At 61.4% G+C, this 25,042-nt stretch carries 23 protein-coding genes; 16 read left to right on the forward strand and 7 right to left on the reverse strand.

Going from position 1 to position 25,042, the window contains the following annotated elements:
- The first annotated feature begins 118 nt into the window (after positions 1–118).
- Positions 119–859 carry a fumarate/nitrate reduction transcriptional regulator Fnr gene (gene fnr, locus P2T68_RS18795; RefSeq protein ID WP_041161215.1) on the forward strand — a complete coding sequence of 247 codons (741 nt, stop codon included), beginning with the start codon at positions 119–121 and terminating at the stop codon, positions 857–859.
- Positions 860–874: 15 nt separating this feature from the next.
- Positions 875–1,858, forward strand: a complete 984-nt coding sequence (locus P2T68_RS18800) for a zinc-dependent alcohol dehydrogenase family protein (RefSeq protein WP_024075517.1) — start codon at positions 875–877, stop codon at positions 1,856–1,858.
- Positions 1,859–1,896: 38 nt separating this feature from the next.
- On the opposite strand, the gene P2T68_RS18805 is transcribed toward P2T68_RS18800, so the two are convergent.
- The 3 genes from P2T68_RS18805 to P2T68_RS18815 form a co-directional block, all read right to left on the reverse strand.
- Entirely contained in the window at positions 1,897–2,151 is a 255-nt protein-coding gene (locus P2T68_RS18805) for an Lpp/OprI family alanine-zipper lipoprotein (RefSeq protein WP_277377999.1), read from the reverse strand.
- Positions 2,152–2,257: 106 nt separating this feature from the next.
- Complete coding sequence (locus P2T68_RS18810) at positions 2,258–3,178, reverse strand: universal stress protein (protein WP_069076078.1); 921 nt, start codon at positions 3,176–3,178, stop codon at positions 2,258–2,260.
- A gap of 47 nt (positions 3,179–3,225) precedes the next feature.
- On the reverse strand, positions 3,226–4,140 hold the full coding sequence (locus tag P2T68_RS18815) for a universal stress protein (protein ID WP_277378001.1): 915 nt from the start codon (positions 4,138–4,140) through the stop codon (positions 3,226–3,228).
- A gap of 210 nt (positions 4,141–4,350) precedes the next feature.
- On the opposite strand from P2T68_RS18815, the gene P2T68_RS18820 reads away from it, so the two are divergent.
- A complete protein-coding gene (locus tag P2T68_RS18820; RefSeq protein WP_024075521.1) occupies positions 4,351–5,253 on the forward strand; it encodes a GGDEF domain-containing protein in 903 nt (300 codons plus the stop codon).
- 9 nt (positions 5,254–5,262) lie between these two features.
- Here P2T68_RS18820 and P2T68_RS18825 read toward each other — a convergent pair whose 3' ends face one another.
- On the reverse strand, positions 5,263–6,219 hold the full coding sequence (locus P2T68_RS18825; protein ID WP_069076077.1) for a class I SAM-dependent methyltransferase: 957 nt from the start codon (positions 6,217–6,219) through the stop codon (positions 5,263–5,265).
- 113 nt (positions 6,220–6,332) lie between these two features.
- Here P2T68_RS18825 and P2T68_RS18830 point away from each other — a divergent pair, with 113 nt between their 5' ends.
- From P2T68_RS18830 to P2T68_RS18875, 10 genes are all read left to right on the forward strand, one after another.
- Positions 6,333–7,142: an ABC transporter permease gene (locus tag P2T68_RS18830; RefSeq protein WP_223817893.1), complete on the forward strand. Its 810-nt coding sequence runs from the start codon at positions 6,333–6,335 to the stop codon at positions 7,140–7,142.
- Positions 7,132–8,388 carry an ABC transporter ATP-binding protein gene (locus P2T68_RS18835; RefSeq protein ID WP_277378003.1) on the forward strand — a complete coding sequence of 419 codons (1,257 nt, stop codon included), beginning with the start codon at positions 7,132–7,134 and terminating at the stop codon, positions 8,386–8,388. Before P2T68_RS18830 ends, P2T68_RS18835 begins: the two co-directional genes overlap by 11 nt.
- 17 nt (positions 8,389–8,405) lie before the next feature.
- Positions 8,406–9,692, forward strand: coding sequence for a polysaccharide pyruvyl transferase family protein (locus P2T68_RS18840; RefSeq protein ID WP_277378004.1), 1,287 nt, complete (start codon positions 8,406–8,408; stop codon positions 9,690–9,692).
- Positions 9,689–10,414: a 2OG-Fe(II) oxygenase gene (locus P2T68_RS18845; protein ID WP_277378005.1), complete on the forward strand. Its 726-nt coding sequence runs from the start codon at positions 9,689–9,691 to the stop codon at positions 10,412–10,414. Before P2T68_RS18840 ends, P2T68_RS18845 begins: the two co-directional genes overlap by 4 nt.
- Complete coding sequence (locus P2T68_RS18850) at positions 10,356–12,455, forward strand: glycosyltransferase (RefSeq protein WP_277378006.1); 2,100 nt, start codon at positions 10,356–10,358, stop codon at positions 12,453–12,455. The genes P2T68_RS18845 and P2T68_RS18850 overlap by 59 nt, the downstream gene beginning before the upstream one ends.
- Positions 12,456–12,459: 4 nt before the next feature.
- Positions 12,460–13,572, forward strand: a complete 1,113-nt coding sequence (gene wecB, locus P2T68_RS18855) for a UDP-N-acetylglucosamine 2-epimerase (non-hydrolyzing) (RefSeq protein ID WP_277378007.1) — start codon at positions 12,460–12,462, stop codon at positions 13,570–13,572.
- Positions 13,563–14,657: a glycosyltransferase gene (locus P2T68_RS18860; protein ID WP_277378008.1), complete on the forward strand. Its 1,095-nt coding sequence runs from the start codon at positions 13,563–13,565 to the stop codon at positions 14,655–14,657. Before wecB ends, P2T68_RS18860 begins: the two co-directional genes overlap by 10 nt.
- Before the next feature lie 48 nt (positions 14,658–14,705).
- Positions 14,706–15,671, forward strand: coding sequence for a glycosyltransferase family 2 protein (locus P2T68_RS18865; protein WP_277378009.1), 966 nt, complete (start codon positions 14,706–14,708; stop codon positions 15,669–15,671).
- A 1-nt stretch (position 15,672) separates the two neighbouring features.
- Complete coding sequence (locus P2T68_RS18870) at positions 15,673–16,527, forward strand: NAD(P)-dependent oxidoreductase (protein ID WP_277378010.1); 855 nt, start codon at positions 15,673–15,675, stop codon at positions 16,525–16,527.
- 375 nt (positions 16,528–16,902) lie between these two features.
- Positions 16,903–18,225, forward strand: a complete 1,323-nt coding sequence (locus tag P2T68_RS18875) for an OprD family porin (protein WP_024075532.1) — start codon at positions 16,903–16,905, stop codon at positions 18,223–18,225.
- Between the two features lie 48 nt (positions 18,226–18,273).
- Here the strand turns inward: P2T68_RS18875 and P2T68_RS18880 are convergent, their stop codons facing one another.
- Positions 18,274–19,629 carry a PAS domain-containing methyl-accepting chemotaxis protein gene (locus P2T68_RS18880; RefSeq protein ID WP_024075533.1) on the reverse strand — a complete coding sequence of 452 codons (1,356 nt, stop codon included), beginning with the start codon at positions 19,627–19,629 and terminating at the stop codon, positions 18,274–18,276.
- 124 nt (positions 19,630–19,753) lie between these two features.
- Positions 19,754–20,242, reverse strand: a complete 489-nt coding sequence (locus P2T68_RS18885) for a helix-turn-helix domain-containing protein (protein ID WP_024075534.1) — start codon at positions 20,240–20,242, stop codon at positions 19,754–19,756.
- Positions 20,243–20,349: 107 nt separating this feature from the next.
- Between P2T68_RS18885 and fabF the strand changes: the two genes are divergently transcribed.
- The 3 genes from fabF (at position 20,350) to P2T68_RS18900 (ending at position 24,131) form a co-directional block, all read left to right on the forward strand.
- The gene (gene fabF, locus P2T68_RS18890) at positions 20,350–21,618 is read left to right on the forward strand and encodes a beta-ketoacyl-ACP synthase II (RefSeq protein WP_277378011.1); all 1,269 of its coding nucleotides are present in this window, start codon (positions 20,350–20,352) and stop codon (positions 21,616–21,618) included.
- A 72-nt stretch (positions 21,619–21,690) separates the two neighbouring features.
- Positions 21,691–22,071 (forward strand): RidA family protein, encoded by a 381-nt coding sequence (locus tag P2T68_RS18895; RefSeq protein ID WP_024075536.1) that lies wholly within the window; start codon positions 21,691–21,693, stop codon positions 22,069–22,071.
- A gap of 80 nt (positions 22,072–22,151) precedes the next feature.
- Positions 22,152–24,131: a U32 family peptidase gene (locus P2T68_RS18900; RefSeq protein WP_024075537.1), complete on the forward strand. Its 1,980-nt coding sequence runs from the start codon at positions 22,152–22,154 to the stop codon at positions 24,129–24,131.
- On the opposite strand, the gene P2T68_RS18905 is transcribed toward P2T68_RS18900, so the two are convergent.
- Entirely contained in the window at positions 24,109–25,011 is a 903-nt protein-coding gene (locus P2T68_RS18905; protein ID WP_102623324.1) for a DMT family transporter, read from the reverse strand. The genes P2T68_RS18900 and P2T68_RS18905 overlap by 23 nt on opposite strands.
- Between the last annotated feature and the right edge of the window lie 31 nt (positions 25,012–25,042).

Here is a 25,042-nt window from a genome sequence, read left to right on the forward strand (position 1 = left end):
AGGGTGCAGACAGTGCCATTTCCCTTTCGTCCCTACACTCAGGCTCAGGCCTGGACGGAGTGCATGTATGACAGTCCATCATTTGTTTGTGGTCGACAATCCGACGGCCTTACGTTCCATGCCTCAAGTGCGCCCGCAGCCACTTCGCCCCCTCAAGACGAAGTGCTCCGACTGCGCCCTGTCGGCGCTGTGCCTGCCGATCGGCCTTGGGGGGCACGAGGTGGCGCAACTGGACACGCTGGTCGCGCAACGCTTTAAGGTAAAAAAAGGCGCAGCCCTGTTCCGTACAGGCGATCCGCTGCGCTCGCTGTACGCGGTGCGTATCGGTTCATTCAAGACCGGCATGGTCTCGGTCGACGGCCGTGAACAGGTCACCGGCTTTCACATTGCCGGCGACATGCTCGGCCTGGACGCGATCAGTGCCGACGCGCATGCCTGCACAGCGGTGGCTCTGGAGGACAGTGAGGTCTGCCCCATCCACTATACCCACCTGGAAAACCTCGCCCGCCAGTTGCCTTCGCTGCAGCACAACCTCACCCGGCTGTTGAGCCGTGAAATCGTGCAGGATCACACCCTGCTGATGCTGATTGGCAAGATGAACTCAGATGAGCGCCTGGCGGCGTTCCTGCTGAGCCTGTCGCAACGCTTGAGTGCTCGCGGGTATTCCGCCCGGCACTTCGTGTTGAAGATGCGCCGCGAGGAAATCGGCTCCTACCTGGGCCTGCGCCTGGAAACCATCTGCCGTGGCATCGCGCACCTGCGCGATCAGGGCTTGGCCCATGTCGAGGGGCGAAATGTCACGATCCAGGACCCGGAGGGCCTCAAGCACCTGGTGGCAGGCTGTCATCGCCCCCTCTAACGCTGGAGATGCGTCATGCGTGCCATGGTTCTGCACACCCCCGGCCAGCCGTTGCAACTTGAGCAACGGCCGATCCCGACGCCTGCCGCCGGGCAACTGTTGATCAAGGTGCTGGCCTGTGGCGTGTGCCGTACCGACCTGCACCTGGTGGACGGTGAGTTGCCGCAAGCGCAACTGCCACGGGTGCCGGGCCATGAAATTGTCGGAGAAGTGACCGCCGTGGGCGCTGCTGTTGACGCGGGTTGGATCGGCCGGCGCGTGGGGGTGCCCTGGCTAGGCTGGACCTGTGGCACCTGTGACTTCTGTCGCAGCGGTCGCGAAAACCTTTGCGACCGGGCACAGTTCACCGGTTGCCAGCTGGACGGCGGTTACGCCGAATACACGCTGGCTGACCCACGCTTTTGCCTGCCGATTCCCGCCGACCTTTCCGATGTTCAAGCCGCGCCGTTGTTGTGTGCCGGGCTGATTGGCTTTCGCGCCTTGCAGATGGCTGCCGACGCCCGCCACCTGGGGCTTTACGGCTTCGGTGCGGCGGCGCACCTGGCGATTCAGGTCGCCCTGGGCCGTGGGCAAACCGTGTACGCGTTCACCCGCCCGGATGACAGCGCCGGCCAGGCGTATGCCCGCTCCCTGGGCGCGGTGTGGGCCGGCCCTTCGGACCAGGCCCCTCCTCACCTGCTGGATGCCAGCCTGATTTTCGCCCCCGTCGGCGCCTTGGTCCCGCTGGCGTTGGCGGCCACCGTGAAAGGCGGCTGTGTGATTTGCGCCGGGATCCACATGAGCGATATTCCGGCCTTTCCCTATCGGTTGCTGTGGGGCGAGCGCAGCGTTCGTTCGGTGGCCAACCTGACGCGGCACGACGGTGCGGCATTTTTCGAAACCTTGCAGCACACGCCCGTGCATTGCGACATCACCCGCTTTGCCCTGGAGGAGGCCAATCAAGCCTTGGCGCATTTGCGTTCGGGGCAGTTCAACGGCGCGATCGTGCTGACGCCATGAACGGCGGCGCGCCGGCCGCCGAACACAGGCCGCGCCGGCTATTTCCTGGTGGCGGTCGTCAGCATGCGGATCGCCCGTTCATTGGCTTCGTCCGCAGTGCGCTGGGCCTGGCTGGCCAACGCCGCCGCCTGTTCGGCCTTGAGGTAGGCTTCATCCGCGCGCAGGCGCGCCGTGGCGGCCGTGTTTTCCGCGGCTTCCAGGCGCGCATCCAACGTTTTGGCGGCTTGATGACTGCAGCCGGCGGAGGTTGCCAGCAATACTGCCAGCAGTGAAATGGACAGGTATTTGTTCACGGTGCATCCCTCGTTTCAGGTCATTGATCGATCAGCGGCATTCGTTTCCAGTATCTGGCGCTGGGCCTGTGTCCCTCTGATCTTCGTCAACAAGTGGACAGTCGCCCTACCCGTCGATGCTGGCTGGCGGCTGCCTGATCGCCAGAATGCTGCCCGGTACCGAATACAAAGCGCGTTCGGTGTTGCTGCCCATCAGTCGGTCGAGCCCGACCCGGTGAACGGTGCCCATGACCACTACATCCGCCAGGTACTGTTCGACAAACTCCTGGATCACCGGCACCGGTTGGCCCATGACAAAGTGCCGCCGCTCCGGTGGCACCCCATAGCGGTCGGCCAACGACACGAACGCCTGATGCAGGGACTGGCGCAACTCTTCGACGAAGTCCACGCTCCAGCCGCCCATCACCAGCGGCGCGTCACCATTGAACGCGGGCGACAGGTCGTAGGCGTACAACAGGTGCAACGGCGCATCGCATTGCAGGGCCAGGGCGTAGGCGCACTGAATGATGGTGTCATTCAAGCCGCTGATCTGCGTGTCGGGATCGAACGGATCAACCGCTGCCACTACGCGGTGGGGCAAGCCATAGCGGGCCTCGCTCACCAGGTGCAGCGGCGTTGCGCACTCACGCAGCAGTTGGCAGTCAAGGGGGGTGATAAACACGCGTTTGAGCAGGGGTTCGAGCTTCACATCCTTGATCACCAGGTCCGGGTTCAAGTCAGCGACGGTGCGCAGGATGTCGAGCAAGGGGTGGGTGGTGAATACCAGTTCCACCGAGACCTTCAGCGCTGTGCCGCCCAGGCGCTGGATTTCTTCGACCAACCAGTGGCGATAGCGGCTCAGGTAGTCCTGATACACCGACTCGTCCACGCGCTCCTCCCACAAGTGGATAATCGGCGCGGGTTCGATGAACGCCCGCACATCGAGGGTCGCGTTACACGCCTTGGCCAGTGACACCGCCCGGAGCAGCGCCGGGGAGTGATACAGCGTGCGATCAGTGATCAGCAGCAGACGTTGGTACTGGCTCATTTCACACCTCTTCGGGCGCCGGCCACGTTGGCGGCGGGTTCAATGGCTCAACCCCGTGCGGGTTTAATCGCCCACACACTGCAGGGCGCGCGTTGCAGCAGGCTCTCGGCGGTGGTGCCGAGCAGTTTGTCCAACCCCCAGTGCTGCACGGTCCCCATCACGATAATGTCGCTCTGATGCGTGTGGGCGAAGTCGCAGATGTTGAACAGCGGTACGCCTTCGATAAAGTGGCGCCGTTCAACCGGAATGCCCTGGCGCTCGGCCAGGGACAAGAAGGCTTCGTGCTGCGCTTCGTTGAGCGCCTCATAGAGCCCGGCCGCCAGGGGAACCGCGCCAAAGCCCATGTCCTTGGCGTACACCGCGGCCCAGTCATACACATGCAGCAATTCCAACTGCGCCTCACACTGGGCCGCCAGCTTGACCGCGGCTTCAACGATCTGGTCGTTAAACACCTGGTCCTGTTCCTCACTGCGCAACACGTCGACAATCGCCAGCACCTTGCGTGGCAGCGGATGGCGTGAATCGGTGACCAGGTGCACGGGCACCGGGCAGTCGCGCAGCAGTTGCCAGTCCAGCGGGGTAAAGAACACCCGTTTCAACGCCGGCACTTGCTCGGCATCCTTGATGATCAGGGCCAGCGACATTTCGTTGACGAAGTGCAGGATTTCCTCATAGGGATGCTGCACCCACACCACCTCGCTGGTGACCACCACCCCGTGCTTGCTCATCTGCCCGGCTTGCTCGGCCAGCCAGTGACGGTGTGCGTCCAGGTAGCCTTCGCGGGCCTTGCTGATCTGTTCGGGGGCGAACAGTCCCGCGACCGCCAGGGCCTGCAAATAGTCGAATGCCACGATGTGCAACGGCAGGTGCATCGCGCGCGCCAGTGCGGCGGCACGATCGAACGCCGGTGTGTGCGTCATGGCGGAAGGGGCAATCAACAGTAAACGTTGGGGCTGCAACATGGGGCACCTCGGCGCGCGGTCATTTCACGACGTGACTAGACCTACAGAGTGAGCGTTTCGAGGCGCCATCGATTGATCTTTGTCAGTTTCACGCCGGCTTTTTCGCTGGGCAGGGGCCGATAAAAGTTGATGTTGATCAACCGCAGCCCGGTGCTTTGCCCCTAGCCTGAATCAGGGCCTACGGCATCATTGGCGGTATCGGAGGGGGCAATGAACCACGAAGATCAGCAAGTATTGGTCAGGGCATTGGACGCTGCGACGAACCCGGTATTGATCACCGAGCGCACAGGTTGCATCGTCTGGATCAATAAGGCGTTCTGCCTGCTCAGCGGCTACTCCAAGCCGGAACTGGTGGGGAAAACCCCTCACCTGTTGACCTCCGGCCGGCACACCACCACGTTCTATCGAGAACTGTGGATGACCATCCTCGCCGGCGTGACCTGGCAAGGCGAGATGGTCGAGCGCCGCAAGGATGGCGGCAGTTGTACGGTCAACCAGGTCATTACCCCGGTCCTCGATCCCCACGGGGTGGTGACGCATTTCATCGCCATCCTGCACAACTTCAACGTCATGGACGAAGAGCGTGCCTACATGCAACACCTGGCGTTCCACGACGCCCTCACCGGCTTGCCTAACCGCAACCTGTTCACGAACCTGCTCGATCAAGCGATCAAGCATGCGGCAAAGCAGCGTCGGGCCCTGGCGTTGATGTTCATCGATGTGGACCATTTCAAATCGGTCAATGACACGTTGGGCCATGTCTGCGGCGACAAACTGTTGATTGCCGTGGCCGAACGCCTCGGCCAGACCGTACGCCGGTCTGACGTGGTGTGCCGGCTGAGTGGCGACGAGTTCGCGGTGCTGATCAATGGCATGGACCAGGCCGAACAGGTCGAAGGGTTGGCCGGCAAGCTGATCGCCGCGATCGACCAGCCGTTCATGATCGACAGCCATCGGGTGAGCACCCACATCAGCGTGGGCATCAGCCGCTACCCGGCGGATGGCGCGTGTGTCGAACAGCTGCTGGCGCGGGCGGACGACGCGATGTATCAGGCCAAGAAAGGTGGGGGTAATGCCTGTCGCTTGAGTTGGCTGCAAGGGCCTGTTGAATAGGCGGCCGGCTCAGGGCGTCGTGTCGGCGGCACGCTGACTGCGCCCGTCGTACTCGAACCAGAAACTGGCGCCGCCGCTTTCGCAGCGACCCCGCATCAATTCCGTGAGCAGTTGGTCATTGAAATGCTTGTGGTAGGCGCTGCCGAACAGCAGCTTGGTCCGCGGGTTATCGATCAGCAGCGCAAGCAGCAGATACTGTTCGGTCCAATAGATCTGATGATCGATCGCCCAGTGCTGCGGCAGGCCGAACGGCAGGAAGATGTCATGGACATGCACCGTGATTTTGCGCGTGATCCGCGGCAATAAGCGCAGGTAGATGTGCGCACAATCGCTGCCGGTCTTGACCGTATGCGTGGAGTCGATGAACAGGATATCGCCGTCTTCGAGCATCGCATTCAGGGTGTCGGCGGTCACGTCTTGAGCGCGTTGTGTGTGCAGGTCCAGCGCGCCCTCCTGGCCGAGTGCAGTGATGAAGGGACGCGGAAACGGTTCGATACAGCGCAAGCGGCCCATGCCGTTATGACCCAAGGCTTCCAAGGCAATCAGCGAGGAAAAGCCACTGCCGATCTCGACAATGTTCTTCGGGCGTATACGCCGGATATACGCGTAGTAAGACATGGCATCGCTGTACATGAACTGGCCGTTTTCCCAGAAGTACGAACGACAGGTGTCCATATTCCCGGCATGGGCCGGCGTGAAGTCCTGTGAGTAAGGCAACAGTTCGAGCAGTTCAGCCCGCAGGTTTTCCGGCTCGAATATCCCGCAGTTCAAATAAGGCGGTGTTGACTCCGTGTACTCGTAGGCGCTCAGCGTCTCGGCGATAGAGGGCGTATTCGAATAGAAATTAACCGGAATCAGGTTAATCCCGAGCGCTTGCAGTCGTTCTCGGTCTTGCTGGTGTCCCCACAGCAGTTTCTGCATCACCGGTAGAGCGGCATTGAATTCCCTATCGGTTACGCGCGTCATCTTGTGTATTTCCTTTTATGAACTACTTTTAGTCGATTACCGCCCTCTCTCCAGGCCATACCTTTGATGACCCCGAACAACGCACGCCATATTAGGGACACGACTTGCCAGCTATGATCAAGGCGTCAGGCGGTTTTTTTTCCAGCCCATGGAGGTACCGTGAGCTGCTGATATCGATGATCAGGCGCGATGTGCTCGGCCGTTACCGGGGCTCGGTACTGGGAGTGCTGTGGTCTTTCCTCAACCCCCTGCTGATGCTGCTGGTGTACACCCTGGTTTTCAGTGTGATGTTCAAGCAGCAGTGGCAAGGCGGCAGCGGATCGCGTACGGAGTTCGCACTGCTGGTGTTTGCAGGGTTGCTGGTCTTCAACATCTTCGCGGAATGCGTGCAGCGCGCGCCCAGTTTGATCCTGCATAACACCAACTACGTCAAGAAAGTGATATTCCCCCTGGAGATACTGCCTTGGATGTCCCTCGGCTCGGTCCTGTTGCACGCGACGGCGAGCCTGCTCATCTGGTTGTTGTTCCATTTCCTGTTGATCGGCACTCCGCCCGTGACCGCGTTGTTGCTGCCGCTGGTGTTGTTGCCGTTGATACTGTTTTCCATGGGTATTTCATGGCTGCTGGCCGGCCTCGGGGTGTACCTGCGAGACGTCGGTCAAGTGGTGAGTGCCTTCACCACCGCCCTGTTGTTCGTGTCGGCGGTGTTCTACCCGGTCAACGTATTGCCTGAAGCGTACCGCTCGCTGTTGTTGCTCAATCCGCTGGCGATGCTCATCGAGCAGGCGCGCGACGTGCTGTTCTGGGGTGTGCCCATTGAACCGCAGTCCTGGGCGATCAGCCTGGTGACATCGTGTGCGGTGGCGTGGGTGGGCTTCCAGTGTTTCCAGTGGATGAGAAATGGATTTGCCGATGTCCTCTGAGGTTGCCGTACAGATAACAGGTTTGGGTAAGTGCTTCCGGATATACGACAAACCCCGAGACCGGCTGAAGCAATTGCTGTTGCCCGGCGGTAAACCGCTTTACCGCCCGTTATGGGCTGTCAAAGACGTCGACCTGACCATCCTGAAGGGGGAGACGATCGGCATCATTGGCCGCAATGGCAGCGGTAAATCCACCCTGTTGCAACTGATCTGCGGGACGCTCGGCGCGACCACCGGATCCGTGGTGTGCCACGGCCGTATTGCTGCGCTGCTTGAGCTGGGCTCCGGGTTCAATCCCGATTTCACGGGGCGTGAGAACGTCTTTCTTAACGGGGCGATATTGGGGCTCAGCCGCGCCGAGGTCGAAAAACGTTTCGACGAAATCACCCACTTCGCCGCCATTGGCGACGTTATCGACCAGCCGACCCGGACGTACTCCAGCGGGATGCTCATGCGCCTGGCGTTCGCGGTCTCCGTATGGGTGGACCCCGATATCCTGATCGTCGACGAAGCCCTCGCCGTTGGCGACGCTTCCTTTCAGTTCAAGTGCTTGCAGCGCCTTGAAGTGCTGGCCGAGCGCGGCACGACATTACTGTTCGTTTCCCACGACATGAGCATGGTCAAGCGCTTCTGCAAGCGGGCGCTCTACCTTCGTGGCGGCGAAGTCCGCGCCAACGGGCGGCCCGAGGACGTTGCCGAGCGCTACCTGCTGGATATGCGTGATGAGCAGCGCCGCGGCGCCAGCGAGGATACCGTGGCCGTCGTGCCCAAGGTGCATTTGAGCAAGGCGGACGGCATCGCATTCGGCACCGACGAAGGCGGCATTCTGAGCGCCTGCTTCACCAACACCGGCAGCCTGCACTCCACCTTTGTGCATGATGAAGTGATTGAGTTGAGGGTCGAGGCTCGGGTGCGGGAGTCGATCACGCTGCCCAGCCTGAGTATCACCATCCAGGAACCGCGCTTGCTGGTGATTGGCGGTGCCAACCTGGCCCTTGTGCTCGAGCAGCCCTGTGACGGTTGGTGCAAGGCCCACCTCACCGCCAGGTTCCGCTCGCGCTTTGCCGCCGGCAAGTACCACATCACGTTGAAACTCATGAATGGCCATACCGAGGAAAGCGCTCACTTGATCGAGAAACAGGTCGCGCTCCTGACCTTCGACACCCTGACGCTCGACAGCGATTTTCTCGGCATCGTCGACCTCGGTATCGAGGCGATAGCCCCTACAGAGCCCACAGCCCAGTGAACAAGGACACCACTCGCGTGCATAACGATAAAGACAACGTCTGGCAGATAGCGATTCACGGCACATTTGACGTGGAGAACTACGGCGACCTGTTGTTCCCGATCATCGCCGAGGCAGAGCTGGCCCGGCGCCTGGGCGCGGTGAATATGCACCGGTTTTCCTATCACCGGAAGTCCGCACGCAAATGGCCCTATGCCGTGACCTCGTTGACCGAACTGCCTGCGCTTGCCCACCAGATGGATGCGACGCTGATCGGCGGTGGCTTTATCATCCGATTCGACAAGTGTGTCGCCGACGGTTACCTGCCCCCCGATCCGTCTATCCATCACCCCACCGGGTATTGGCTGGTACCCGCGCTGATGGCGTTGCAAAACGGCGTGCCACTGATCTGGAATGCCCCCGGCATGCACTGCAATGAAATCCCCGAATGGGGCCGGCCGCTGTTGGCGCTTGCTGTCGAGCACAGCCCCCATGTCAGGGTACGGGATGCTTTGACACAAAAGGCCCTGCAAACATTGAGCGCGCATGCCGATATCAAGGTACTGCCCGACACGGCCTTCGGTCTGGCCCAGGTACTGGATGTACACACCCCGTCGGCTGAATTGCGCGATATTTTCAGGCGCTACGACCTGGCAGGCCCCTACGTGGTCGTACACGCCACCCAAGGCTTGCAGAGCTTTCTCGCGCTTTGGCGCAGCAACAGTGATGTGTTGGCCGGGGTGAAATTACTGGTCCTGCCCATTGGACCGGTCCTGGGCGATCACCCGTCAGCCCTCGGGGCACCGCTGGACCGCGCAGTCACCCTACCGTTCTGGCCGTCGCCGTTGCTGCTGGCCGAACTGATTGCGCACTCGGCAGGCGTGGTGGGCCACAGTTACCACCTGGCAATCAGCGCAATCGCTTTCGGCCTGCCGGTCTTCTGCTCCGCAGACCTGGAAGTCGGCAAATTCACGGCCTTGCCTGCCTACGGGCGGGTCTTCCAGCTGCGTCATGACCAGACGTTGGACCCGCAGTGGCTGGTCGATCAACTTGGCAGGCGGCCCCTCTCCGCTGCCACTTGCCAAGCCGTCGAGCAGTTGCGTGAACACTGGGACCAGGTGGCGCGGCTCATCGTTTCCCGACGGGCGGCCGCCCCGGAAGTCATCAACCGCCTCTGGCAATTCCTGCCCGCACTGCTCGAAAACATGCAAGGGCCACAGCAGGCGACGGTGGAAACCCCGCGCCCGTTGGCGCAGGCCACGCAGCCCGATTGGCGCAGCGCCTACCACCGCTTTAAACGACTGATTTCAAGGAGCACGTCATGATCAACCTGGAGAAGATCGCCCGTCATCGCCTGCAACACCAACCGTTCCGTTGGGCCCAGGTCGACGGTTTATACAGCCCGCAGGACGCCGCGGCACTGGCCGAGACCTACCCCTGCGATCATTTCAAAGTGGTCAAGGGCTACGGCGGAGAAAAGGACTACGAGTACGAAGCCAGGCAATTGATCGCCATGACCACCGGCCAAGTGGTCAACCCTCAGGCCCTCAGCCCGCATTGGATGGCACTGGCGCAGGATCTGCGCTCATCGGCCTACCGCCAGGCATTGAGCGCATTGACGGGGCTGGACCTCAGTGTCGCGCCCATGGAAGTCAACCTGTTCCATTACGGTCCCGGCGCCAACCTTGGCCCGCATCCGGACCTGGCAGACAAGGTCGTCACCCATATCCTCTATTTCAATGACAGCTGGAACCCGGCGCGCGGCGGTTGCCTGCAAATTCTCGGTTCCAGGGACCCCGACAGCGTCTTCGAGCAGATTCCTCCCGTGGTCGGCAACTCGGCCGTGCTGGTGCGTAGCGACACCTCCTGGCATGCCGTGTCACGGGTGGTCGATGACAGCCCGGTTTCCCGGCGCAGTATTACCGTAACGTTCTATCACCCGGGCTCGACCAGTTCCATGTGGCCAGAGGGGGACGACACCCCGCTGCATGACTACTCGCCCCATCGCCAAGGCGTTACGCATGGCGGAGCAGGTTGGTATGCGTAAGGTGGCGACAGCGCTGATGACGGGTCTGCTCACGTGGCTGCGTGGGTTGCCGTTGCCCCCTTGGCTGCGCAGGCGTCTGAGCGTGATCTACCGTGGCGCCTGGTTCCGGCCGGTGCGTCGGTTAAGCCAGTGGCCGCAGGTGCGCGAAACACCCCCGGTCAAGCAGTTGCAACTGCTCGCCGACACCCAGTACCCGGACTACATCATCTGGGGGGTGATCGACTGGAGCTTCCGCCATCAGCGGCCGCAACAACTCGCCCAGGTACTGAGTGCCAGTGGGCGGCGGGTGTTTTATGTCTCCAGCACGCTCAAGGCCTCGAATCAGCCGGGTTTCTCCATCTATCCGCTCAATGAGAGGGGGAACCTGTTCGAAGTCCAATTGCACCTGAGCGACCCGCCTTCCATTTACTCCACGGTCCCCTCATCGATCCAGGTGGCGCAGCTGCGCTATGGGTTGGGCGAACTCTTGCTGTGTACCCGGCCCCGCGCGGTGGTCGGGATCGTGCACCACCCTTTCTGGCTGGACGTGGCCAAGGCCGCGCCGAATAGCCGCATGGTCTATGACTGCATCGATCATCACCAAGGTTTCAGCAACACCGATGCCGGCATTCTGAAGCTTGAGCAGCAGTTGGTGCTGGAGGCCCAGGCAACCGTGTTCACTTCCGACCGGCTCGCCCAGCAATGGGGGCAGACGCCCTCCGCGCAGCGCACGGTGATTCGAAACGCGGCGGACTTCGGTTTTTTTTCAAGGCGCCCCGTCTCGCTGTTCAACGACCCGCAAGGGCGCAAGATCATCGGCTATTACGGCGCGATTGCCGAATGGTTCGATACCGAACTGGTTTCAGCCATTGCCGATGCCTTTGCGCACCACCTGGTGCTCCTGGTCGGTGAGGACACCACCAACGCCCGGCATAAGCTGCGCCACCATCCCAATGTGCAATTCACTGGCGAGGTCAGCTACAGCACCCTCCCCAGCTACTTGTATGCGATGGACGTGTGCCTCCTGCCGTTCCAGGTCATACCGTTGACCCTGGCGACCAACCCGGTGAAAGTCTACGAATACCTCAGCGCCGGCAAGCCGGTGGTGGCCATCGATTTGCCAGAAACCCACCAGTTTGGCGCGCTGATACGTCGGGCCCAAAACCCGGCTGAATTTATCGACGGTATTGCCCACGCGCTGGCCGAACCACCTGACGAACACCGTGCGGCGCGCCAGGCGTTCGCCGCCGCCCAATCCTGGGAACAGCGCCGTGACGCCTTGCTCAGCGTCACCGAACCCCAGCACGTGCCGCGCGAGATCAGTGTGATTGTGGTGACCTACAACAATCTGGCCCTGACCCAGGCATGCCTGGCCAGCCTGACCGCCAATGCCCAGGCCGCCGCGCTGGAAATCATTGTGGTCGACAACGGCTCCAGCGATAGCACACCGGCGTTTCTCGATCAGTGGGCCAAGGCCAATGGACAGGTCGTCATCCTCAATGCCGACAACCGTGGTTTTGCCGCCGCCAACAATCAGGGGCTGGCAGTGGCTACCGGGGACTACTTCGTACTGCTCAACAACGATACCCAGGTGACCCCAGGCTGGGCAGACACCCTGCGCAGGCATCTGGACCGCAACCCCGGTATCGGCCTGGTCGGCCCCGTCACCAACAATATCGGCAACCAGGCCAAGATCGATCTTACGTACTCACTGGCAGACATGCCTGATCGGGCCTGCGGGTATACCTACAGGCACCTGGGAGAGTGGTTCGTACTGTCGACCCTGGCTTTTTTCTGTGTGATGTTGCGACGCAGCACCTATGCTCAAGTGGGACCGCTGGACGAAGCGTTCGGCTGTGGCTTCTTCGAAGACGACGACTACTGCCGGCGCGTCGAGCAAGCGGGTTTTTTCAATGCCTGTGCTCGGGATGTGTTTATCCACCATCACCTGTCGGCGAGCTTCAACCTTATGGATATTGACCAACGCCAGGCCCTGTTTGATCGGAACAAAGCGATCTACGAGAAAAAATGGGGCACCTGGATACCCCACCGTTATGGATAACGACATGCCCGTAAGCAAGATAGTTGTAGTAGTGGGCACGCGACCGGAAGTCATCAAGATGGCCCCGGTCATCCATGCCCTCAAGCGTTCGCCCCAGTTCGCCTGCCACGTCGTCGCCACCGCGCAACACCGCGAACTGATGGACCAGGCATTGCGCGAGTTCAATATCGAGCCCGACCTGGACCTGGACCTGATGCAGCCCCAACAGTCGCTCAGTGCCCTCACCTGCCGCCTGCTGACGCAGGTCGAGCGACTGCTGCTGGAGTGGCGTCCGGATGCCGTGCTAGCACAGGGCGATACCTCGACGGTATTCGCCACCGCCCTGTCGTGTTTCTACCAGCAGGTTCCTTTTGGCCACGTGGAAGCCGGGTTACGCACTGGCGATCTGGGCAATCCGTTTCCTGAGGAACTGAACCGGACAGTCACCAGCCGCATTGCCAAATGGCACTTCGCACCGACCCCTAGGGCTCGCGGCAATTTGTTGGGCGAAGGCATTGCCCCCCAGGCCATCCACCTCACGGGCAATACCGTGATCGACGCGCTGCACCAGAGCCTTCGCCGGGGTGACGAACCGACCGAGGGCGCCCTCGACGGTGAACGCCGCCTGCTGGTGACCTTGCATCGCCGGGAGAGCTTCGGCGCGCCCCTGCTCGACATCTGTACCGCGATTCGCCACCTGGTCGACCGCAATGAAGATTTGCGCGTGATTTTCCCGGTGCATCCGAACCCCAGCGTCAAAGTGCCTGTCGAGGCGGCGCTGGGAGGACATCCACGGATCGAGCTTTGCCCGTCCCTGGGCTACCACCACTTTATTCGCGTCATGAAGAGCGCCTTCCTGGTACTCAGCGATTCGGGCGGCATCCAGGAAGAGGCGCCGGCCCTGGGCGTGCCCGTGCTGGTGTTGCGCAACGAGACCGAACGCCAGGAAGCCATAGAGCATGGCATGGTGAAGCTGGTGGGTACCCAAACTGCCGATATCGTCCAGGCAGTGCAGCATCTGCTCGACGACGAGGGGCTCTACTCGAGCATGATCAAGGATCAATCCCCCTATGGGGATGGCATGGCCGCAGAACGGATCGTGCAGGTATTGACGGCGCATTTCTCCACATGCGCCTGATCTATCTCTCACCGATGCGCTGGCATAGCTTCAGCCAGCGACCCCATGAACTGGTGCGCTGCTTCCATGAAAAAACCGGCGCCCCCGTCCTTTGGATAGACCCCTACCCCACGCGTTTTCCCACACTCAGCGATTTCAGAAGGCTGCGGCCTGCACCTGCCGTCGCACAGGCGCCCTTGCCGGCATGGTTGACCGTGCTCGAGCCTCGCGCCTTGCCAATCGAGCCGATGCCTGGCTCAGGCTGGATCAACCGCCCGCTCTGGCAATCGCTGATTGTGAAAGCGCGGGAGTTTGCGCAACAGCCCACGGTGCTGGGAATTGGCAAGCCTTCGCACCTGGCGTCGAGACTGCTGCAGGAGCCTGTTTTCGAAGCCAGCTTTTACGATGCCATGGATAATTTTTCCGAGTTCTATACAGGGCTGTCACGCCGGGCCATGGAACGCCGCCAACGCCACACGGCTCAATCGGTGTCCACGGTACTGGCTTCTTCCTCGGCGCTGCTGACGCAAATGCTGGCCTGCTCGGACAACGTCAAGCTGCTCGGCAATGCCTGCGCCATCGAGCGCCTGCCCAGCCGCCAGCATTCGCATGCAGGCCGAGGGAATACACCCGTCCTGGGCTACGTCGGCACCATCGCCAAGTGGTTTGCCTGGGATGTCGTGATTGCCCTCGCCGAGGCGTTTCCGCATGCCGACATACGCCTGGTCGGCCCGCTGCACACCCCTGTGCCTGCTGGTCTGCCCGGCAACATCCACTTGAGTGGCGAGGTATCCCACGAGGACGCCTTGAAAGCCATGGCGGCGTTCGATGTCGGGTTGATTCCCTTCACCTGCGACGCGCTGACACGGTATGTCGACCCGATCAAGTACTACGAATATCGGGCGCTTGGCCTGCCAGTGATCAGTACGGTATTTGGCGAGATGGCCCACCGAGGGACGTGCCCGGGCACTTTTCTCGTGGAGGGGCCCGGGGACATCCGGCAGGCCATGGACAAGGCGCTGAACTTCAATGAATCAGATGCATACACGCGCAGGTTTCGCCACGAAAACTCCTGGACGACTCGATTTTCCGTGGCGATACCTTGAGCGACCGGGCGTGTACGTGAATCGATAACCAGACGGGACGAACAGGGAGTGACACCGTTGGAAGTACAGGAAGTACAGGTTTTCGATACGCAGGCCAACGCGCCGCCAACGCGCGAATGCGATGTGATCATCGTCAATTACAACGCGGGGGCCCTATTGCAGGCATGTGTGAAGTCGGTGCTTGACGCCGGTGCAACCCGAGTCATCGTGGTGGATAACCACTCCCATGATGACAGCCTGGCCAGGTTGCTGAGCACCTGTGCGGTGGGCGATGCCCTGCACATCATTCGTAACGACGCGAACCTGGGCTTCGCCGTTGCCTGTAACCAGGGCGCACGGCTTGCAAGTGCACCCAACCTGCTGTTCCTGAACCCGGACACGGTTATTGCTCCGCAAGCCATCGAGCGCTTGCTGACGGCCTTGCACGGGGCGGCCGACATAGGTGCGGTAGGCGGCCTGCTGTGCAATCTCGATGGTACTGAGCAGGCCGGTGGCCGACGCGTATTTCCCACGCCCAGGCGCGCATTCATGCGGGCGTTCGGGCTGTCGCGTCTGGCCAGGTTCTGGCCAGCGCTGTTTTCCGACTTCCTGCTGCATCAGGAAGCCCTGCCCCCGCAACCCATTGCTGTCGAAGCCATTTCCGGGGCGTGCATGTTGGTCAAGCGCGAGGCGATCGAACACATTGGTTTATGGGACGAAGACTATTTTCTGCACTGCGAAGACCTGGACTGGTGCATGCGTTTTCACCATGGTGGCTGGAACGTCCTGTTTGTACCGGATGCCCAGGTGACGCATGTGTTCGGAGGCTGCAGTCGGAACCGTCCGTATTTTGTGGAGTGGCACAAGCACCGTGGAATCCTGCGGTTTTACCGCAAATTCTTCCGCCGGCAATATTCAGTGTTCTTGTGGGTGTTCGTGGTGATTGGCGTCTGGTTTCGATTCGGCCTGATGGTCGGGCGTCACGCGTTCACCCGGTGTCTGGCGGCGTTGAACAACCGCCTCAGGGAGCAATGAGGTGCGCATCGGCCTGCTCGGTGGCTCCAGCTTCCTCGGTGAGCATCTGTTGCGGGCCCTGGCGCGGGAAGGCCATCAGGTCGTCGCGTTCAGCCGTCAAGGCGGCAGACTCTGCCAGGAACACGTGACCTGGCTGCCGGCCGAGACCTGGCCGGAGCTATGCCTGGACGCGTTTGTTTCGCTGGCCCCGGCCTGGGTGTTACCTGACTACCTGGAGCGTTTGGCCAGCGCTCACGTAAAGTGCGTCGTGGTCCTGTCTTCGACAAGTCGCTTTACCAAGCAAGCCTCGCCTGATCCTCGCGAGCGTGCCCTGGCGCAACGCCTGGTCGATGCCGAGCAGCGCTTGCAGCAGTGGGCGGACGAACACAACACGCAGTGGGCTGTTCTACGCCCGACCCTGATCTACGGGCATGGGAAGGACAAAAGCATTTGCGAGATAGCCCGGTTCATTCAGCGCTACGGTTTCTTCCCGTTGATCGGTAACAGCGTGGGCCTGCGTCAACCGGTCCACTGTGACGATATTGTCCAGGTGTGCGTTGCCGCCCTGGAAACCAGGGGCTGGCCAAGTGGCAGCTACAACCTGTCAGGCGCACAAACCTTGCCCTACCACGCCATGGTCAGGCGAGTGTTCCAGGCCGTAGGGCGGCCGGAACGGACGCTCAACGTTCCGGCCTGGCTATTGCGCCAGGTGATCGCGCTCGCACGCTGCCTGCCGCGTTATCGCCACCTTTCAAGCGCCATGGCGCAGCGCATGAGCCAGGACCTGACCTTTGATCATTCAGCGGCGCGTGAACAATTCGGCTTTGCGCCGAGGGCGTTTGATTTGAGCGCTGAAGACTTGCCCCCCGTCGGCTAAAAAACCTGCGCCTTGAACTTGGCAGCGAGCTGCCCGACATAAAGGCCGCAGAACTTATCGACCAACCAAGCACAGAAAAAATCCGCCGTAGCGACTACGGCGGCAACCAAAGGTTTTTGTCGAAGCAGAGCGGCTAAGACAGCTTCAACGCTACACCCATGACCGATTAAAAAACGTGAAGTTTAATTAATCGAGTTTAATCAAATGCCGGCTGCAGGCCGCGGAAACTGTGCTTAGAATCGGCTTCGACAAACACGTCGAGCACAATAAAAACCAGTCTCTCTTACCTGAAACATCTGCCCAATAAAACTTCATGCGCCCTGTAAAAAGTGCGGTGTTTCTGTGCGCGTCAATCATTTCGGGGAAGTAAATAACATGGTCAAACAGTGGAGCCTGTTAACACTGGCGATATGCGCCAGTATCAGCCAGGTGGCCCTCGCCGAGTCCGTGACGGACCAGGCCGACGCCAAAGGTTTTATCGACGGCAGCAGCGTCACCGGGCTGTTGCGCAATTACTACATGAACCGCAACCGCGAAGGTGGCCGGGCCGACAACCGGGACTGGACTCAAGGCGCCATGCTCAATTACGCCTCGGGCTTCACCCAGGGCACCATTGGTTTTGGCGTGGATGCCTACGCCTTTGGCGGGTTGAAACTGGACGCCACGCACCAGGATGCCGGTACCGGTAACTTGCCGACCGACCGCCACGGCGATCCGGAAGACGCCTATGGTTCCGTGGGGGCTGCGGTGAAGGTGAAAATATCCAAGACCCAACTGAAATTCGGCGACATGCAACCCACCGCGCCCGTCTTCGCCACCGGTGGCACTCGCCTGTTACCGCAGACGGCCACCGGCTTTGACCTGACCAGCAGTGAAATCGCGGGGCTGGACCTGGAGGCCGGGCACTTCACCAGCACCAACAGTGGCATGACCAGCAACCATGACCACGACATCTACGCCACCTACGCCAACGTGCCGGCTTCCAGTGCGAGCTTTGTCGGTGGCAAATACACCTTCAGCCCGTCGCTGAGTGCAACCGTGTATGCCGGTGAACTGGAAGATATCTGGCGCCAGTACTACACCAACCTCAACTATGTGCTGCCGTTGGGGCATGACCAGTCGCTGGCGTTGGATGGCAACCTGTATCGCACCCTCGATACGGGCAGCGCCAAGGCCGGAGCGATCAACAACACCACCTATTCGCTGGCGGCGGCCTATTCGTTCCTGACGGCCCATACCCTGACGCTGTCGTTCCAGAAAGTGCATGGCGACACGCCGTTCGATTACATCGGTACCGGCAACAACGGCGCGGGTGAAGGCGGCGATTCGGTGTACCTGGCCAACTCGGTGCAATGGGGTGACTTCAACGGCCCAGGCGAGCAATCCTGGGGGATTCGCTATGACCTGAACCTGGCCAGCTACGGCGTGCCGGGCTTGAGCTTCATGGCCCGCTACATCAACGGTTCGGACATCGATGGCACCCACACGCCGGCCAACAGCGCCTATGCCGGTGATTACGGTGCCGATGGCGCGCACCACGAAACAGATGTGGAAGCCAAATACGTCGTCCAGAGCGGCCCGGCGAAAAACCTGTCGCTGCGCGTGCGCGATGCCATCGTGGCGTCGAATGCCGACCAAGGTGACGGCAACTTGAACGAACTGCGGCTGATCGTCGACTACCCGTTCACCCTGTTGTAAGCGGCGGCTGCGCGCCGGCCAGCGTCATCGCTGGCCGGCGCACAGCGGCTAACCCACCCAGCCGACCGCTGTTTTCGGAATCACTTCCGACTCATCCATCTTGGACGCAAACATACTCACGGCTTTCACCGCGTCACTGGTGCTGGTGCGGATCTGCAGGATCACCGAACCCGCCTGGTCAGCCAGGCTGACCCCACGCTGCGCGCCTTCCTGGGTGGCATTCATGCTGGTGACTGCATCTCGGGTCTCCGACAGGATCATGCCGATCATCTCGGCGATCTCCGCCGTGGAGCGGCTGGTGCGTCCCGCCAGCTGCCTGACCTCGTCGGCCACCACGGCAAACCCGCGGCCCTGGTCGCCGGCCCGTGCCGCCTCGATGGCGGCGTTGAGCGCCAGCAGGTTGGTCTGGTCGGCGATGCCGCGAATGGTGTTGACGATAGCGGTGATCTGCTCGGAACGATCGCCCAGTTGCCCCACCAGTCGCGCCGAGGCACCAATGTGCTCGGCAATCCGGCGCATTTCCGTGGCCGTGTCGTGGATCACCTGGGTACCGTGCTCGGCGAAGCGTTCGGTTTCGGACGAGATATGGTAGGCACGGGAAGCGCCACGCGAGTCTTCCTCGAACTTCTCCACCCGTTCAGTGATGTCACTGGCAAACTTGACGATCTTGACCAGTGTGCCGTCGCCGTCGTAGACCGGGTTGTAACTGGCCTCCAGCCACGCGACACGGCCATGCTTGCCGAGGCGCTTGAATTGCCCAGTGAAGAATTCACCGTTGTTCAAGCGGCGCCAGAAATCGGTGTACTCGCTGCTGTTGATCAGGCTGGGCTCGCAAAACAGGCGGTGGTGTTTGCCTTTGATTTCGGCCAGCGTATAGCCCATGACGTGCAGAAAGTTCTCGTTGGCGTCCAGTACCTGACCGTTCAAGTCGAACTCGATCACTGCCATTGCCCGGTCCACTGCGGCCAGTTTGCTGCGGGTCGCCGCCTCCTGTTCGACTTTGCTCGTGACATCCAGGGCGTACTTGACCACTTTCAGCACTTGGCCACGCTCATCCAGCACCGGGTTGTAGCTGGCTTCCAGCCAGACGGTCTTGCCGTGGGCATCCACCCGCTTAAAAGTGCCCGACACGAACTTACCGGCCTTGAGCTCACCCCAGAACTGGCTGTAGGCCGGGCTGTTGGTCAGCGCTGGCAAGCAAAAGTCACGGTGGGATTTCCCCGCCAACTGGTCGCGGCTGTAACCCAGGGTTTTCAGAAAGTTGTCGTTGGCACGCAGTACCTTGCCGTTGAGGTCGAATTCGACCACTGCCATGGAGCGTTCCAGGGCGCTGATCAGTCCTTTGAACTCGGTGACTTCGGCCGTCCTGGCCGCCAGTTCGGTTTTGAGCGTTGTGTTGAACATGACGTACCTCAGCCGTGCGGAAAAAACCTATGTCTTCATTCGCTATCGGCTGGGAAATACGCGACTTAACCGCGCAAAAATGATTATTTTCTGACGTCAAGTTTTTTGCGCGAGCCGGCATGATTCAAGGCTTTGCGGCGAGCGAAGCCAACCGCTCACGCATGCCGGTGCTGGCCGCCGGGCCGGCCTGCAACACACAGCGATCCAAGGGCACGATGTGGCCCTCGGCGCTCGCCAGCATAGGCTGTAGCGGTCGCCCGGTGTCCCGCTCGACCAACTCGACACTGGTGCCCTCTTCGGCGTAATGCCGGTTGCCCCACGCCACCAGCGACATCAGCACCATGCGGAAATCCTCACCCTTGGCGGTCGGTACATATTCGTAGCGCGGCGGCCGCTCGCTGTAGGCCCTGCGTTCCAACATCCCCGCCTCCACCAACGCAGTCAGGCGGCGCGTGAGCATGTTGGGAGCGATGCCCAAGCTGCGCGAAAACTCATCGAAGCGGCGCAGCCCCTGCAGCGCGTCGCGCATGATCAAAATGCTCCACCACTCCCCTACCCGGTCGAGGCTGCGGGCGATGGGGCATTCGTCGCGGGTCAGGGACTTGCGTTGCATAAAGGTTCCTAGGGGCCGGTGCAAAGTTGTGTGACGCCATGTTACTTTCATCATGATAGTGACGTCCATAGGGTCTTAACCCTCAATGCAACCGGAGTCGATTGATCATGAGTAAACGTATCGTTGTGACAGGCATGGGTGCGCTGACACCGTTGGGCGCTGACGTGGAGTCAACCTGGAAACGCCTGTTGAACGGGCAGTCGGGCATTCGTCGCCTGCCTGAAGACCTGATCGGCGACCTGGCCATCAGCATCGGCGGCCAAGTGCAGAGTGTGTTGCAGGACCCCGAAGCCGGGTTCGATCCTGATCGCCTGTTGGCTGCAAAAGAGCAGCGCAAGATGGATCGTTTTATCCTGTTCGCACTGGCGGCCGCCGATGAAGCGTTGAAGCAGGCCGGCTGGGCACCGAAGACCGTGCAGGAGCAGGAACGCACCGCAACCATCATCGCCTCGGGCGTCGGCGGCTTTCCGGCCATCGCGGAGGCGGTACGTACCACCGACAGCAAGGGGCCGCGACGCTTGTCGCCGTTCACCATCCCATCGTTCCTGAGCAACATGGCCGCCGGGCATGTGTCGATCAACTATGGCTTGAAAGGCCCGTTGGGCGCACCGGTCACTGCCTGTGCGGCGGGTGTGCAGGCCATTGGCGACGCCGCGCGGATGATCCGTGCGGGCGAAGTGGACGTGGCAGTGTGCGGGGGAGCCGAAGCGGCGATCCACCGGGTCAGCCTGGCCGGCTTTGCGGCGGCACGGGCCTTGTCCAGCGACTTCAACGACGCCCCCGAGCGCGCCTCGCGCCCGTTCGATCAGGCACGCGACGGCTTTGTCATGGGCGAAGGCGCCGGCCTCCTGGTGATCGAAGAGCTGGAACACGCCCTTGCACGCGGTGCCCAGCCGATTGCCGAACTGGTGGGCTACGGCACCAGTGCCGATGCGTACCACATGACGGCTGGCCCGGAAGACGGTGACGGCGCGCGCCGGGCGATGACCCAGGCGCTGCGTCAGGCGGGCATCGAGGCGTCCGAGGTGCAGTACCTGAATGCCCACGCCACCTCGACGCCGGTGGGCGATAAAGGCGAATTGGCAGCCATCAGGACCGTGTTCGGTGACGGTGGCCGCCTGGCAATCAGCTCGACCAAGTCCGCCACCGGCCACTTGCTGGGGGCTGCGGGCGGCATCGAGGCCATCTTCACCGTGCTTGCCCTGCGCGATCAGGTAGCCCCGGTGACCCTCAACCTGGAAAACCCGGATGAACTGGCCGCCGGGTTGGACATGGTGCGCGGAGATGCGCGGCCAATGGCGATTGAATACGCGCTGTCCAACGGCTTCGGCTTTGGTGGCGTGAATGCCAGCGTGCTGTTCCGCCGCTGGGTATAAGCCGGCGGTTTGCCCCTGGGATTATTTTCGGGGACCATGGCGCCTTTCTGTCACTGCCAACAAGAGGCGCCCATGGCTAACCACGACCTGTCCTACACCCCCGATCCGGATGCCGACTCGATTTCCTCAGATGTCGTCGGCTTCAACGGCATCCTGGTCTCCACCCAGATCCCGACCCGCGCCGACGGCAGCCTGGAACTGGGGGATATCACCCTGCAAAGCGAATGCACCCTGCAAGCGTTGAAAGTCGCCCTGGAAAAGGCCGGCAGTTCCATGGACCGAGTCATGCACCTGACCATCTACCTCACGGACATGGCCGATCGCGGTGCATTCAATGAGGTCTACAAGCGCTTTTTCGCCAAGCCATGGCCCGTGCGCGCGGCGGTTGGGGTGGCTGCACTGGCGGTTGAAGGGATGCGCGTGGAAGTCACGGCGATGGCTGCCAAAGCCTGACAGCCCTGTGGTAGATGCCGGTCAGGCGTTTCGCAGCTACAATGCCCGCCTCGACCGTGACAAGCCTGACTAAAAAAACTATGTCCTTGCCCAAGCATCACCTGGAATTGCTCAGCCCTGCCCGCGATGTCGCCATCGCACGCGAGGCCATCCTGCATGGCGCCGACGCCATCTACATCGGCGGGCCCAGCTTCGGCGCCCGCCACAATGCCTGTAACGACGTGAGCGATATCGCTCACTTGGTCGAATTCGCCCGGCGCTACCACGCCCGTGTCTTCACCACCCTCAACACCATCCTGCATGACAACGAACTGGAACCCGCGCGCAAGCTGATCCATCAGCTCTACGACGCCGGCGTCGATGCGTTGATCGTGCAAGACCTGGGCGTGATGGAGCTGGATATTCCGCCCATCGAACTGCACGCCAGTACCCAGACCGATATCCGTACCCTCGGGCGCGCCAGGTTTCTTGACCAGGCGGGTTTCTCGCAGCTGGTCCTGGCCCGTGAGCTGAACCTGCAGGAAATCCGCGCCATCGCCGATGAAACCGATGCCGCCATCGAGTTCTTTATCCACGGCGCGCTGTGCGTGGCGTTCTCCGGGCAGTGCAATATTTCCCACGCGCAGAATGGCCGCAGTGCCAACCGTGGCGACTGCTCCCAGGCCTGCCGCCTGCCATACACCTTGAAAGACGACCAGGGCCGCGTCGTGGCCTTTGAAAAGCATCTGCTGTCGATGAAAGACAACAACCAGAGCGCCAACCTGCGCGCCTTGGTGGAAGCCGGTGTGCGTTCGTTCAAGATCGAAGGCCGCTACAAGGACATGGGCTACGTGAAGAACATCACGGCCTATTACCGCCAGCGTCTCGACGAGATCCTCGAAGACCGTCCGGACCTGGCCCGCGCGTCCAGCGGCCGTACCGCACACTTCTTCCTGCCCGACCCGGAAAAAACCTTCCACCGTGGCAGCACCGACTACTTTGTCAGCGACCGCAAGATCGACATTGGCGCCTTCGACACCCCGACCTTTACCGGCCTGCCGGTGGGTGTGGTGGAAAAAGCCGGCAAGCGCGACTTGCAAGTGGTCACCCACGAGCCGCTGTCCAACGGCGATGGCCTCAATGTGCTGGTCAAGCGTGAGGTGGTCGGGTTCCGCGCCAATATCGCCGAGCCCAAGGGTGAATTCGAGGAAGACGGCGAGAAGCGCTACCGCTACCGCGTCGAGCCGAATGAAATGCCGGCCGGCCTGCATCAGTTGCGCCCGAACCACCCGTTGAACCGCAACCTGGACCATAACTGGCAGCAGGCGTTGCTCAAGACCTCGGCCGAACGCCGTATCGGCCTGTCATGGGTCGCACGTTTGCGCGAAGAACAGCTGGAAGTCACCGCCACCAGCGAAGAAGGCATCCGTGCCAGCGTCACCCTGCCCGGCCCGTTTGGCGTGGCCAACAAACCGGAACAGGCGCTGGATACCCTGCGCGACCTGCTTGGCCAACTGGGTACCACCGAGTATCACGCCACCCGTATCGAGCTGGATGCACCCCAGGCGTTCTTCATTCCCAACTCGCAGCTCAAGGCATTGCGCCGCGAAGTGATCGAAGCGCTGACCGCCGCCCGTGTTGCCGCACACCCGCGTGGCGGGCGCAAGGCCGAGGCCACGCCGCCGCCGGTGTACCCGGAAGCGCACCTGTCGTTCCTGGCCAACGTGTACAACCAGAAGGCTCGCGACTTCTACCACCGTCACGGCGTGAAGCTGATCGACGCGGCCTTCGAAGCCCATGAAGAGACCGGCGAAGTGCCGGTGATGATCACCAAGCACTGCCTGCGTTTCTCGTTCAACCTGTGCCCTAAACAGGCCAAGGGTGTCACGGGCGTGAAGACCAAGGTTGCGCCGATGCAGTTGATTCATGGCGACGAAGTGCTGACCCTGAAGTTCGACTGCAAACCCTGCGAGATGCACGTGGTGGGCAAGATCAAGGGGCACATCCTTGGACTGCCGCAACCGGGCAGCGTGGTGGAGCATTTCAACCCGGAAAACCTCATCTATCAGGGCACACACTGACCCTGTGGGAGCGGGGCCACCACCAGCCCCGCTGCAACCCCGCCGCTGCCAGCAGAATGGCCGCTACCCCGAGCCATTGCAGCCAGCCCAGGCGATGCCCGAAGGCAATCCAATCGACGAAGATCGCCGCAATCGGGTAGATAAACGACAGTGCGCCGGTGATGGCGGTGGGCAGTTTCTGGATCGCGCCATACAGCAACACATACATCAACCCGGTGTGCACCACGCCGAGCGTCGCCAGTGCCGCCCAGGCGTTGGTGGTGACCGGCAAGCTATGCCAAGGCACCAGCGGCGCCAGCAGCAGTGCGCCCGTCGTCACCTGGATCAACGCCATCAAATGCGGCGGTACGTCCTTCAAACGCTTGATGATCAGCGCGGCAATCGCGTACAGCAATGCCGCGCCCAGCGCCAAGGCGATGCCTGCCAGGTAATCGTCGCCGGTTGGCTGGTCGCCATGGGCGGTGACAATCGCCAGCATTCCCAGGAACGCCACGCTCAGCCACGCCAGTTTCTGCACGGTGATTTTTTCACCTAGAAACACGGCCGCCAGCATCACCAGCATGAACGGCTGCACGTTGTACACCGCCGTGCTGATGGCGATCGATGCGCGGGAATAGGATTCGAACAACAGCAACCAGTTGCCGACGATGGCCACGCCACTGAGCATCGCCAAGCCCAGCTTGGTCCAACTGAGCAGGTCCAGCCGCAGGTAACCCAGCAGCGCGCACACCAGCAGCAGCGTCAGCCCACCGATCAAACAGCGCCAGAACACCACTTCGATGACCGACACGCCCGACACCAGCACAAACCAGCCGATGGTCCCCGAGATCAGCATGGCGGCGACCATTTCCCACGACCCGCGACGGATGGATGTATCCATGATTGAAGCTCCTCAAGTGAGGCTCAATTAT

The organism is Pseudomonas sp. G11 (assembly GCF_029457515.1).
GTDB lineage: Bacteria > Pseudomonadota > Gammaproteobacteria > Pseudomonadales > Pseudomonadaceae > Aquipseudomonas > Aquipseudomonas gorinensis.

Excerpts from the sequence above, each read along its gene's own strand:
- P2T68_RS18880 (WP_024075533.1), bottom strand. The coding sequence starts at position 19,629 with ATGTTCAACACAACGCTCAAAACCGAACTGGCGGCCAGGACGGCCGAA.
- P2T68_RS18815 (WP_277378001.1), bottom strand. The coding sequence starts at position 4,140 with ATGTTGCAGCCCCAACGTTTACTGTTGATTGCCCCTTCCGCCATGACG.
- P2T68_RS18800 (WP_024075517.1), top strand. The coding sequence starts at position 875 with ATGCGTGCCATGGTTCTGCACACCCCCGGCCAGCCGTTGCAACTTGAG.
- fnr (WP_041161215.1), top strand. The coding sequence starts at position 119 with ATGCCTCAAGTGCGCCCGCAGCCACTTCGCCCCCTCAAGACGAAGTGC.
- P2T68_RS18845 (WP_277378005.1), top strand. The coding sequence starts at position 9,689 with ATGATCAACCTGGAGAAGATCGCCCGTCATCGCCTGCAACACCAACCG.
- P2T68_RS18830 (WP_223817893.1), top strand. The coding sequence starts at position 6,333 with ATGATCAAGGCGTCAGGCGGTTTTTTTTCCAGCCCATGGAGGTACCGT.
- P2T68_RS18885 (WP_024075534.1), bottom strand. The coding sequence starts at position 20,242 with ATGCAACGCAAGTCCCTGACCCGCGACGAATGCCCCATCGCCCGCAGC.
- P2T68_RS18875 (WP_024075532.1), top strand. The coding sequence starts at position 16,903 with ATGGTCAAACAGTGGAGCCTGTTAACACTGGCGATATGCGCCAGTATC.
- P2T68_RS18850 (WP_277378006.1), top strand. The coding sequence starts at position 10,356 with ATGACTACTCGCCCCATCGCCAAGGCGTTACGCATGGCGGAGCAGGTT.
- P2T68_RS18860 (WP_277378008.1), top strand. The coding sequence starts at position 13,563 with ATGCGCCTGATCTATCTCTCACCGATGCGCTGGCATAGCTTCAGCCAG.
- P2T68_RS18835 (WP_277378003.1), top strand. The coding sequence starts at position 7,132 with ATGTCCTCTGAGGTTGCCGTACAGATAACAGGTTTGGGTAAGTGCTTC.
- P2T68_RS18905 (WP_102623324.1), bottom strand. The coding sequence starts at position 25,011 with ATGGATACATCCATCCGTCGCGGGTCGTGGGAAATGGTCGCCGCCATG.
- P2T68_RS18895 (WP_024075536.1), top strand. The coding sequence starts at position 21,691 with ATGGCTAACCACGACCTGTCCTACACCCCCGATCCGGATGCCGACTCG.
- P2T68_RS18900 (WP_024075537.1), top strand. The coding sequence starts at position 22,152 with ATGTCCTTGCCCAAGCATCACCTGGAATTGCTCAGCCCTGCCCGCGAT.
- fabF (WP_277378011.1), top strand. The coding sequence starts at position 20,350 with ATGAGTAAACGTATCGTTGTGACAGGCATGGGTGCGCTGACACCGTTG.
- P2T68_RS18825 (WP_069076077.1), bottom strand. The coding sequence starts at position 6,219 with ATGACGCGCGTAACCGATAGGGAATTCAATGCCGCTCTACCGGTGATG.
- wecB (WP_277378007.1), top strand. The coding sequence starts at position 12,460 with ATGCCCGTAAGCAAGATAGTTGTAGTAGTGGGCACGCGACCGGAAGTC.
- P2T68_RS18810 (WP_069076078.1), bottom strand. The coding sequence starts at position 3,178 with ATGAGCCAGTACCAACGTCTGCTGCTGATCACTGATCGCACGCTGTAT.
- P2T68_RS18820 (WP_024075521.1), top strand. The coding sequence starts at position 4,351 with ATGAACCACGAAGATCAGCAAGTATTGGTCAGGGCATTGGACGCTGCG.